Raw genomic sequence first — 11,499 nt, 5'->3', positions numbered from 1 at the left:
GGGCAGCGCGCCCGCCCCGACGGCCACCGCGCGGTCGAGATAGCGCGCGAGCCGCGTGCGGACGTCGGCCAGCGGCGAACCGGGCGCGAACACCGTCTCGAACGCCGCGCCGCACAGGATGCCGACCACCACGTACAGGAAGCGCGCGGTCGCGATGTCGAATGCGTGCAGCGGCGCGGACACGGCGTCCATCGCGATGATCGCCGCCGTATAGCCCGCGAGCACCGCCGCATACGCGCGGAAATTGCGCAGGAAGGTCGCGACGCCCGCGCACAGGCCGATCCACGCGGCGAGCGCCGGCAGGAACAACTCGGGCGTCTGCGCGAAAGCCCCGGTCAACACGAGCGCGACAGCCGCGCCGATCGCGGTGCCGAGAATCCGGTACTGGCTCTTCGACAAGCCCATCCCGCGGCTGCCCTGCGCGACGATCCACACCGTCGACGCGGCCCATTTCGGGTCGTCGAGATTCATCCGGAACGCAATGTAGAGCGCGAGGAGCGATGCAGCCGTGTTGCGCAATGCGAAGCCGAGGGCGCCGGGCGGCAGCGTGGGCCGGGCGTCGCGCAGCGCGGTGCGCACGGCCGCGAGCGGCGGCAGGCTGGGGAAAGCGAATTTCATGCGGCGAGCATACGGGGGCGCGCCGCCGCCACTAAGAGGCGCGGACAGGATGCGTTATTGCACCGGGCAGGATAATCGCCGCCGCACGAAGCGATTCGGCCGGCGCAGGTAAGATGCGCGCAGGTCGAACACTGAAGCACCCCGTATGGACTTCGAAAGCATCCGGATATTCCTGCGCGTGGTCGAGCGCGGCAACTTCACCGCCGCCGCCACGCACCTCGACATGCCGCTCAGCCGCGTGAGCCGCAAGGTCAAGCAGCTCGAGGACGATCTCGGCGTCCAGCTGCTGTATCGCACCACGCGCCGCGTCTCCGTCACCGAGGCCGGGCGCGACTACTACGAGCGCTGCCTGCGCGCCGAGGACATCCTGCTCGACGCGGACCGCCAGGCCCGCGCGCTGCGCACGGCGCCGGAAGGCATGCTGCGCGTGCTGGTGCCCTACTCGATCGGGCTGTTCGAACTGGAGCCGGCGCTGGCCGAGTTTCGCCGGCGCTACCCGCTGGTCCAGCTCGTGCTGATCTACGACAACAACCCGCTCGATCTCGTCGAGCACGGCTTCGACGTGGCGCTGCGCGCGGGCGTGCTGACCGACTCCAGCTACATCGCGCGCTCGCTCGGCTGGTCGCAGGCGAAGCTCGCCGCGAACCCCGCGTATCTCGACCGCGTCGGCCGGCCCGCCACGCCGCAGGATCTCGCGCAGCACGACCTGCTGCTCGTCGGCCGCGACGCGCCCGGCCTGACGCTGCGACTCACCAATGCGGCCGGCGACGTGGCCGACGTGCCGGTGCGGCCGGTGCTGATCACCAACGAATCGGTGACGGTGCTGCGCCAGGCCGCGAGCGGCGGCGGCATCGCGCTGGTCTCGACGCACTACACGGCGCGCCGGCTCGAGCGGAACGAGCTCGAAATCGTGCTGCCCGACTGGCACCGGACCGACGACGTCGAGCTGCACGTGCTGTATCCGCGGCGCGCGACGCTCGACAGCAAGGTGCGCGCGTTCGTCGAATTCCTCGCGGAAGTGTTCGACGATTGGCGCACCGCCCCGTAAGCGGCACGGTTCGCCCAGCGATTATTGCAGCAAGCGAAATCGATTAATGAGCCGGCACGTGTTGATGGCGGCTCGCCACATCGTTAGCCTGTCGCGATGCAAAACCAATCCATACGCGACGGCAGCCGCCTGACCACTGCCCGCAGGCGCGTCACGCGCGTCCCGCCTTCCTGACCGGCAGCATTCCGCCTCCCGAAGCCCGCCACGGCTTCGTGCATTCGATCGAGCAGCACGTCGCACGCGTCGGCCCCCTCTACCGGGCCGCGTCGCGCGCGCCGTGCTTCCTTCCGTTCAGCAGCCGCGCCGTCCGTGCGTCGCATTCGCGCGCGCGTGCGTGGCCGCGTGCGGTCGCGCGTGCCCGCCGCAACGGGTCGCATCCGTTCCGCACCTGACGCCCCTTACGTCCCTTACGCAGGAAACCCATGTCCTCTCCGTCCACTACAGCCCCGCTATCGGGTGGCCGCCTCGCGATCGGCACGATCGCGGTATCGCTCGCGATGTTCATGAACGTGCTCGACTCGTCGATCGCGAACGTCGCCATTCCGACGATCTCGGGCGACCTCGGCGTGTCGGTCGACGAAGGCACGTGGGTGATCACGATCTTCGCGGCCGCGAACGCGGTGTCGATTCCGTTGACCGGCTGGCTCACGCAGCGCTTCGGCCAGGTGCGCCTGTTCGTCACGTCGATCCTGCTGTTCGTGTTCGCGTCGTGGTTGTGCGGGATCGCGCCGAACCTGCCCACGCTGCTCGCCGCACGGATCCTGCAGGGCGCGGTCGCCGGGCCGCTCGCGCCGCTGTCGCAGGCGCTGCTGCTCGGCGCGTGGCCGCGGCAGAAATCGTCGAGCGCACTGGCGCTGTGGTCGATGACGGCGCTCGTCGGCCCGATCGCGGGGCCGTCGCTCGGCGGCTGGATCACGTACGACTACAACTGGTCGTGGATCTTCTACATCAACATCCCGGTCGGCTTCTTCGCGGCCGCCGTCACGTGGATCGTGTTCCGCGACCGCGAATCGGCCACGAAACGCATGCCGATCGATACGATCGGCCTGTTGCTGCTCGTGCTGTGGGTCGCCTCGCTGCAGATCATGCTCGACAAGGGCAAGGATCTCGACTGGTTCAACTCGCCCGTCGTGGTCGCGCTCGGCATCGTCGCGCTGATCGGCTTCGCGTTCTTCCTCGTGTGGGAGCTTCACGAGGCGAACCCGATCGTCGACCTGCGGCTGTTCACGCAGCGCAATTTCGCGGGCGGCACGATCGCGATCTCGGTCGCGTACGGGATGTTCTTCGGCACGCTGGTGCTGCTGCCGCAGTGGATGCAGGGCTATCTCGGCTACCGCGCGGTCGATTCCGGGCTCGCCACCGCGCCGCTCGGCGTGTTCGCGATCCTGCTCACGCCGGTCATGGGGCGCCTGCTGCCGCGCACCGATCCGCGCTACATCGCGACGCTCGCGTTCGTCGGCTTCGCGGTCGTGTTCATGATGCGCACGACCTTCTACACCGACGTGTCGCGCTGGGATCTCGTGCTGCCGACGCTGCTGCAGGGCATCCCGATGGCGATGTTCTTCGTGCCGCTGACGTCGATCATCCTGTCCGGGCTGCCGCCGGAGAAGATCCCGGCCGCCGCCGGCCTGTCGAATTTCGGCCGCACGTTCTGCGGCGCGGTGGGCACGTCGCTGATCAGCAACGCATGGAACGACCGCACGATCCTGCATCACGTGCGGCTCACCGAACAGGCGAGCGTCACCAATCCGGTCTTCACGCAGCAGGTCGACACGACGCGCTCGCTGCTGCATCTCGGCCCCGATTCGGCACTCGCGTTCTTCAACGCGTCGGTCGATTCGCAGGCGGCCGTGATGGGGCTGAACGACATCTTCTACGTGTCGGCGATCATCTTCATCGCGATCATTCCGCTCATCTGGATCACGAAGCCGAAGCGCTCCGGCGGCGGCGATGCCGATGCGGCGGCGGCCGGCGCGCATTGACCCGAGTGCGCGACGGTCGGGCCCCGTCCTGCACGCGCCGGGGCTCGCGCCGTCACACGCCGACGTAATAAAGACTTGCAATCGATACACGAGGAAACGTCAACAGCCGGTGCCCGCTCCGCGTTTTTTGGACAAGCGCCCACGATCCGGAGCGCAACGACAGGAGAACACACCATGCGAGCCCTGACCCGCCATCTCGCGATTGCCGCGACCCTGATGTCGGTGCTGACCGGTACCGCGTTCGCCGATACGCCGTGGCAACAGGCGCATCCGCGCCGCGAAGCGGTCAACCAGCGCCTCGCCAACCAGAATCGCCGGATCCATCACGAAGTGAAGGAAGGCGAGATGTCGCACGCCGAGGCCGCGCGCCTGCACCGTGACGACCGCAAGATCCGCCGGGAAGAGCGGGACATGGCTGCGCAGGATCACAGCCACATCACGAAGAGCGAAAAGCACGTGCTGAACCAGCAGGAAAATGCGGTCAGCCACCAGATCGGCCAATAAGATCGACAACCCCGGCAAGTGCCCATTCGCCATCACCTGAAACGCCCGCTGCCGCGATGCGGTAGCGGGTGCTTGTTGTGTATCGAATCGTTTCAACGCGCCAACGGCTTCAAACGCTGCGGGTATACTCCGTCGTCAGCCGCCTGTCGCATCGTCATCCGTCAAAAACGGCCCGATTCCGGGCGGTTTCGTCGCGAAGCTTCGCGTTTCGCCGCCCCCGCGCCCCAGCCTCGATACGAGACACACGACGACCCATCATGAAACGATTCCTGCTGCTCCTTCCCGCCGCCCTGCTCGCCGCCTGCGGTTCCGCGCCCTCGTCCGACCCGGGCTCCGCCTCCGGTGCAGCGCCGATGATCTACGTGTCGTCGCAACGTCCGGCCTACGCGGTCGCCAACTGCCTCGACAGCCGCCTGTCGGGCACCGAGCAATCGCAGCACAACGGCGTAACCGACATCGCGGTCGGGTCGAACTCGTACTTCGTCACGTTGACGCCGTCGGGCAACGGTTCGGTCATCAAGGTCGTGCGCGGCTCGGGCAACGAGCCGGCCGAGGAAGCGATGCGCTTCGCGATCGCGCGCTGCGCGATCTGATTCGAACCCGCGGACGCCGGGCGCCCGCCCGGCTCGCGGCTGCGCGCCACCCCGCCGGCGCGCACGCCGAATATTTTCATCCGGGCAGCCGTCGATGAGAGAATCGCACCCACGATTCCCTTTCAACGGAGCCCGCATGAAGCACCTGCTGTCCCGCCTGTTCGTCAGCGCCGCGCTCGTCGCGCTTGTTCCGGCATTGCCGGCGCAGGCGGCCACGCCGCCCGGCATCTTCGTCGTCGCCACGCAGCTCGGCGAATTCACGACCCTCGACCCGAGCGGGATCTACGAGCTGGTGCCGTCCGAATACGTCGCGAACACCTACGAACGCCTGGTGCGCGTCGACCTGAAGGACCCGACGCGCTTCGACGGGCAGATCGCGCAATCGTGGACGGTCGGCGCCGACGGCGTGACCTACACGTTCAAGCTGCGCCCCGGCCTCACGTTCCACTCCGGCAACCCGGTGACCGCCGACGACGTCGCGTGGTCGCTGCAGCGCACCATCCTGCTCGACAAGGGACCGGCCGGCGTGCTCGCCGATCTCGGCCTCACGAAGGCGAACGTGATGCAGAAGGTGCGCGTGGTCGATCCGCAGACCGTCGTGCTCGAAACCGACCGCAAGTACGCGCCGAGCTTCGTGCTCAACGTGCTGAGCGCGTGCCCGGCATCGGTCTTCGACAAGAAGCTGCTGCTGTCGCATCAGCAAGGCAACGATTTCGGCAGCGCCTGGCTGCGGACCAACGACGCGGGCTCGGGCCCGTACCAGCTCGTCAAGTGGACGCCCAACGAGACCATCGTGCTGCAGCGTTTCGAGAAGTACCGCACGCCGTACCCGATGAAGCGCGTCGTGCTGCGTCACGTGCCCGAAGCATCCGCGCAACGCCTGCTGCTGGAGAACGGCGACGCCGACGCCGCCCGCAACCTGAGCCCCGACAGCCTCGCCGCGCTGACGAAGGCCGGCAAGATCAAGGTCACGTCGTGGCCGGTGTCCGCGCTGCTGTACCTGAGCCTGAACACGAAGAACCCGAACCTCGCGAAACCCGAGGTGCAGCAGGCGATGAAATGGCTCGTCGACTACGACGGCATCCAGCGCAACATCGTCAGCACGACCTACAAGGTGCATGAAACCTTCCTGCCCGAAGGCTTCCTCGGTGCGTCGAACGCGCGGCCGTACAAGCAGGACGTCGCGAAGGCGAAGGCGCTGCTCGCCAAGGCCGGCTTGCCGAACGGCTTCGACGTGACGATGGACATGCCGAACGACTATCCGTACCTCGAGATCGCGCAGGCGCTGCAGGCGAACTTCGCGCAGGGCGGCATCCGCGTGAAGCTGATTCCGGGCGATGCGAAGCAGGCGATCGGCAAGTATCGCGCGCGCCAGCACGACATCTTCGTCGGCGAGTGGTCGCCCGACTACATGGACCCGAACAGCAATGCGCGCGGCTTCGCGTGGAATCCGGACAACTCCGACCAGTCGCCGACCAAGATGCTCGCGTGGCGCAACAGCTGGGACATTCCGCAACTGACGAAGGACACCGAGGCCGCGCTCGTCGAGCCGTCGCCCGCGAAGCGCGCGCAGCGTTACGAAGCGCTGCAGAAGGCCGTACTCGCGAACTCGCCGTTCATCATCATGTTCGAGAAGGTCGTGCAGGTCGCGACGCGCCCCGGCGTGACCGGGCCGGAAATCGGGCCGATCAACGACCTCGTGTCATACCGCACGCTCGCGAAGTAATCGGGGCTGCCCGCGCGGCCGGCCCTGCCGGCGCGCGGGTAATCGCCGCCACCGCCGCACCGGCGCTAGGGCGTGGGGCGGCCGGCGATCTACAATGGCCGGCACCGCGGGGGCCAGCCGATCCCGGCGATGGCACCCACCACCGAATCCGGTTCGCGAAGGAAAACAGGATGCGCACGCTACAACAACTGAGAATGGCGTTTCTGCAGTACCAGATCGAACCGATCGGCTGGCTCGGCGACAGCCCTTCCCGCTTCGACTTCTATACGGAAACGGCGATCGGGTGCGACACCATCCTCGAGCTCGGCGTGTTCACCGGGCTGACCACGACGGCCTTCATGCTCGCGCAACCCAAGCGCCTCGTGTCGGTCGACATCTCCGACGAGCACTTCCGGATCCGGCACGAACTGGAGCAGGCCGCGAAAGACCTGTCGGTCGACTTCGAATTCAGGATCGCCGACGATCTGGCGATGGAGCCGCTGGCATCCGACCTGCTGTTCATCGACACCACGCACACGTACGAGCAGACGCTCGCCGAACTGAACCGCTTCGGCCCGCTGGCGCGCAAGAAGATCGTGCTGCACGACATGACCACGGCCGGCGTATATCAAGCCGTGTTCCAGTGGCTGTGGGACAACAAGCAGTTTCATATTACGTATCACGACAGCCGCGGCTGCGGCGCGGTCGTCTGCGAGCGCCACGTCGGCTACTGAGTCGGGCACGCCCACCGGGGAAAGAACATGCATTCGAGCGAGCACGCGGTCTGCGTGGCGATCAACGACAACAACCGCGCGTGGTACGAAATGCTCGTGCCGTTCCTGCTGTCGCTGCGGCACACCGGCTACGACGGCCGGATCGCGGTGATCGGCTACGGCCTCTCCGAACGCAAGCGGCAGATCCTGGCGAGCCAGTCGGTCGACGTGATCGAAGCGTCGGGCGCGTATGCGCTGCCGGTCGGCCGCTTCATCGAGGCGGCCGAGTATTGCGCTCGCCACCCGCAGATTCGCAAGCTCGCGCTGTACGACGCCGACATCTGGTTCTGCGCGCCGGGGTTCGACCTGTTCTCGCAGATCGGCGACGACCGGATCCACGCGTGCCCCGACCCGCTGTTCTGCACGTTCGTCGTCACGCCGCTGATCGGCGAGCGGCGCGACCATCACTGGCGTCTCGTCGTCGACGAAGTCTCCGCGCGCCACGGCGGCGCCTTGCAGGCCGGGCTCGTGGCCGGGACCGCCGATGCCTGGACACGCTACGCCAGCCACCTGCGCGACTGCATCGCCCGAATCGGCACCGATTTCCAGGAATGCTTCGGAATCGATACGACCTTCCTGCACCTGTGGAGCGCACAGGGTGAGACGGCGCTGCTCGATCCGGTCCAGAATTTCGTCAGCAAGTACGGCATTCACGAAGCGTTCGATGCGAGCACCGGCACGACGACGCTCCGGTATCACGGCGAGCCGATCCGCGCGCTGCACATGACCGGCGACATCCGCTTCCTCGACCGGTGGCGCTACTACCCGAACCACACCGACGCCGCGCTGCGCGACGGCGTGCCGTTCGCGCTGTCGGACGGCACACCGGCGCAATCCGACACGGTTGCCGCGCGCATCGCGGCGACCGGCTACGTCCGCTCGGCCGGGCTGACCGTCGCGGCCGCGGCGATCGAGGAAAGCACCGGCGCCTATCTGCAGGCGATCGACGAACCCGGCGGCACGATGCTGGTCGGCAGCGGAAACCACGAAATCGTGCTCACCGCGACCCGCGACATCGCGCGGTTGAACGTCTACGTCACGCATCCGTCCGGCTCGCCGTCGCCGCTGCTGTGCGAGGTGCTGGTCGACGGGCAGGCGCAACGCAAGGGCACCGAGCTGATGGCGCACTTCTGGTATCAGGTCGTGGCCGGCACCGTCATCACGCTGCGCTCGACGAGCCTCGGCGGCCAGCAATGCAACGTGATCTGGCGGCTTCGCGAGGCGCCGGACATGCAGCAGTAGGCGGCCGGCCCGCGGCCGTTCAATTGAAGGCCGCCCACACCAGGTACGCATTCAACCCGACGATCACGACCGTCGCCGCGCCGGCGACGATCCGCAGCGGCGGCCGCATCGCGTAGGCGCCCATCACGTCCGTGCGCGCCGACAGCAACAGCAGCGCGATCATCGGCAGCGGCAGCACGAAACTCAGCACGACCTGGCTCGCGACCATCGCGCGCGTGACATCGCAGCCGGCCGCGACCACCGCGAACGCGGGCACGACCGTCACCGCGCGCCGCACCCAGACCGGCATGCGGCGGTGGATGAAACCCTGCATCACGACCTGCCCGGCCATCGTGCCGACCACCGAACTCGACACGCCCGACGTCAGCAGCGCGACGAGAAACAGCGCGCCGGCCGCCGGCCCGAGCACCGGGATCAGCGTGTGATACGCGTCGCCGATGTCGGTCATGCCCGGCGCGCTCGCGTGAAACGCCGACGACGCCATCATCACCATCGCGAGATTCACGAACCCGGCCAGCCCGAGCGCGACGACGACCTCGCGGTTCGAGAAGCGCACGAGCCGCCGCCGCTCCGCGTCGTCGCGCGGCGCGGTGCGATCCTGCGTGAGACCCGAATGCAGATACAGCGTGTGCGGCATGATCGTCGCGCCGATGATCCCCACCGCGATCGTCAGCGCGGCGTGATCCGGAATCTGCGGGACGACCAGGTGGAACGCGGCCGCATGCCAGTCCTGCGGCGCGATCAGCAGCTCGCCGAGATAGCACGCGCCGATCACGCCGACCAGCGCCGCGATCGCGGCTTCCAGCGGCCGGAAGCCGCGCTTTTCGAGCGCGAGGATCGCGCCGGTCGCGAGCGCCGTCGCGATCATCCCCGCGAACAGCGACAGGTGGCACAGCAGCCCGAATGCGAGCGCGCCGCCGAGGAATTCGGCGAGGTCGGTCGCCATCGCGGCAATCTCGGACGCGACCCACATGCCCCACACGACCGGCGCGGGAAAGCAGTCGCGGCACAGCTCCGCGAGATTGCGGCCGGTCACGATGCCGAGCTTCGCGGACATCGCCTGGAACAGCATCGCGATCGCGTTCGCGGCCAGCACGACCCACAGCAGCCGGTAGCCGTACGCGGCGCCGGCCTGGATGTTGGTCGCGAAGTTGCCCGGGTCCATATAGCCGATCGACGCGATCACGGCCGGGCCGACGAACGGCAGCAGCGCGGCGACGCCGGTGCGGCGCCCTTCCAGCGCGGCGCGCGCCGCGCCGTCGGGGTGCCCGGTGGACAGGTCCGGCAGCGCGAAGCCGCCGGCAGGTTTGCTCGTGACGGGAATCATGGTGAGGTTCCGTTCGAATGAGGAAGGCTTCCTGAAGTTCGGGCGCCACGGCCGGCATGCCGCCTGCCGGCCACGGCGGCGGCGTTACAGCGGCACGACGCCGGGACGGTTGCGCGGAAACTGCGCGATCACGTCCGGTGCGACGTTCAGGTGCGCTTCGACGAGCTGCGGCGGCGTATGCGCGAGCCAGTCGGACAGCGACACTTCCGCATAGCGGTCGGTCTTGAAGATCTCGAGGAACACAAGATCGGTGCTGCCGGTGTTCTGCACGTAGTGCCCGAGGCTCTTCTTCACGTAGCCGACGTCGCCCGCGCGGAAGTCGGCCGTCTGCGCCTTCGGCCCCGTGTCGAACACGGTCATCCGTGCGTCGCCCTGCAGGTAGTACTGCCATTCGTCCGCGTTCGGGTGCCAGTGCAGCTCGCGCATGCCGCCCGGATGCACGGTGACGAGCGCCGCCGCGACCGTGGTCGACACGTTGAAGTTCGTGCTGTCCGCGATCCTCACTTCGCCGCCGCGGGTCTTCCTGACCGGCTTCATGTCGCCGAGCGAGAAGATGAACGGATGCGGCGGCGCCCCGGCCGACGACGCCGACGCGCGCTGGGCTTCCGCGAGCGGGCCCGGTTCGTCGCCCTGGAAGATCCACAGGTTGTCGAGCGGAATGTTCTTGAACGCGTCGGCCGGCACGCCGAAGTTGAGCGCAAGCACGTCGGGCGGCGTGTGCGCGATCCAGTCGGTCAGCAGTAGCGTGTTGAATTCGGACGCGCGGCCGTTATCGAACGCGAGCAGGAATTCGGCGCCGTCGGTACCGAGGCCCTGCAGCGAATGCGGCAGACCGGGCGGGAAATACCAGAGATCGCCGGTTTTCACGTCCTGCACCGATGGCCTGCCGAGTTCGTCGAGTACCGTGATCCGGCAGCGGCCGTCGAGCATGATGGCCCACTCGGCCTGCTGGTGCCAGTGCATCTCGCGAATGCCGCCGCGTGTGAGGCGCATGTTGACGCCGGAAATGGTTTCGGAAATCGCAAAATCGTCCTGCGTGACTTCACGTGCCCATCCGCCATTTTGAATGCGTTTATGGGCGTTATTGAATGACGCCCAGAATAATGGCATCCCATTGATATCGGTAGCCGGCGGATCCTGAAAGGACGGGAATTGATTGACGATTGCCGGGTTTTGGGGCCCCGGGTCGGTCAGGCTCTGGCGGTTGCGCGCATTCACCGCGCCTTCCGGCGGGCGGTCCGGATTACCGAACGAAGCAGCCTTGGCCGATACGGCGATACCCGCCGCGGCAATGGCGCCGGCCGTTCCAGCCAGCATCTTGCGTCGAGAAAGATTCGTCATGATTTCCTCTTCATGCCTGCGATTGAGCGAATTTCCATTTACGGAACACATGCCGTTTTTCGGATTATCGAAAATCGAACATCCCGTGACGCAAGTTAAATCCATATTCATCTAAAAATTAAATGAATTATTAACCTGAATTGATGAGTTAATCTGATTCGCTTTAATTTTGTAATGATTGAGGCGTGATGAGATGCGGGGTGCAGGCGGCCGATGCCGATGAATCGGTCGTGTCAGGTGGAGGTGGAAATGCGACCGGGCGCGGCGGCGACGCCCGGAATGGCGACAGGAAGAGGATGAAAAGTGTCACGCATGATCGCAATGCCGCGCAATCGCCATGGATCACTGATCATCTGAACGAAAGCG

At 67.0% G+C, this 11,499-nt stretch carries 10 protein-coding genes; 7 read left to right on the top strand and 3 right to left on the bottom strand.

The window, feature by feature from the left end; translation table 11 throughout:
- The coding region (locus G3N98_RS12605) for an FUSC family protein (RefSeq protein WP_206148361.1) at nt 1-618 on the bottom strand (618 nt) is incomplete at its 3' end.
- A gap of 145 nt (nt 619-763) precedes the next feature.
- Here G3N98_RS12605 and G3N98_RS12600 point away from each other — a divergent pair.
- The 7 genes from G3N98_RS12600 (at nt 764) to G3N98_RS12570 (ending at nt 8,465) form a co-directional block, all read left to right on the top strand.
- Entirely contained in the window at nt 764-1,666 is a 903-nt protein-coding gene (locus tag G3N98_RS12600; protein WP_206148360.1) for a LysR family transcriptional regulator, read from the top strand.
- Nucleotides 1,667-2,088: 422 nt separating this feature from the next.
- Complete coding sequence (locus G3N98_RS12595; RefSeq protein ID WP_089432861.1) at nt 2,089-3,648, top strand: DHA2 family efflux MFS transporter permease subunit; 1,560 nt, start codon at nt 2,089-2,091, stop codon at nt 3,646-3,648.
- Between the two features lie 174 nt (nt 3,649-3,822).
- Nucleotides 3,823-4,152 carry a hypothetical protein gene (locus tag G3N98_RS12590; RefSeq protein WP_089427241.1) on the top strand — a complete coding sequence of 110 codons (330 nt, stop codon included), beginning with the start codon at nt 3,823-3,825 and terminating at the stop codon, nt 4,150-4,152.
- 257 nt (nt 4,153-4,409) lie between these two features.
- Nucleotides 4,410-4,745: a sugar ABC transporter ATPase gene (locus G3N98_RS12585; RefSeq protein ID WP_089427240.1), complete on the top strand. Its 336-nt coding sequence runs from the start codon at nt 4,410-4,412 to the stop codon at nt 4,743-4,745.
- 136 nt (nt 4,746-4,881) lie between these two features.
- Entirely contained in the window at nt 4,882-6,471 is a 1,590-nt protein-coding gene (locus G3N98_RS12580; RefSeq protein ID WP_089447887.1) for an ABC transporter substrate-binding protein, read from the top strand.
- A gap of 170 nt (nt 6,472-6,641) precedes the next feature.
- A complete protein-coding gene (locus G3N98_RS12575; protein WP_144030323.1) occupies nt 6,642-7,184 on the top strand; it encodes a class I SAM-dependent methyltransferase in 543 nt (180 codons plus the stop codon).
- 27 nt (nt 7,185-7,211) lie between these two features.
- Entirely contained in the window at nt 7,212-8,465 is a 1,254-nt protein-coding gene (locus G3N98_RS12570) for a hypothetical protein (RefSeq protein WP_206148359.1), read from the top strand.
- Between the two features lie 19 nt (nt 8,466-8,484).
- On the opposite strand, the gene G3N98_RS12565 is transcribed toward G3N98_RS12570, so the two are convergent.
- Both G3N98_RS12565 and G3N98_RS12560 read right to left on the bottom strand, forming a co-directional pair.
- Nucleotides 8,485-9,792 (bottom strand): Nramp family divalent metal transporter, encoded by a 1,308-nt coding sequence (locus G3N98_RS12565; protein WP_206148358.1) that lies wholly within the window; start codon nt 9,790-9,792, stop codon nt 8,485-8,487.
- Nucleotides 9,793-9,876: 84 nt separating this feature from the next.
- A complete protein-coding gene (locus tag G3N98_RS12560) occupies nt 9,877-11,133 on the bottom strand; it encodes an oxalate decarboxylase family bicupin (protein ID WP_206148357.1) in 1,257 nt (418 codons plus the stop codon).
- Nucleotides 11,134-11,499: the final 366 nt, after the last annotated feature.

The organism is Burkholderia sp. Tr-20390, assembly GCF_017104595.1.
In the GTDB taxonomy this organism is placed as follows: Bacteria; Pseudomonadota; Gammaproteobacteria; order Burkholderiales; family Burkholderiaceae; genus Burkholderia.
The sequence above is the reverse complement of the archived record's forward strand: the minus strand, read 5'-3'. Positions and strand labels throughout refer to the sequence as shown.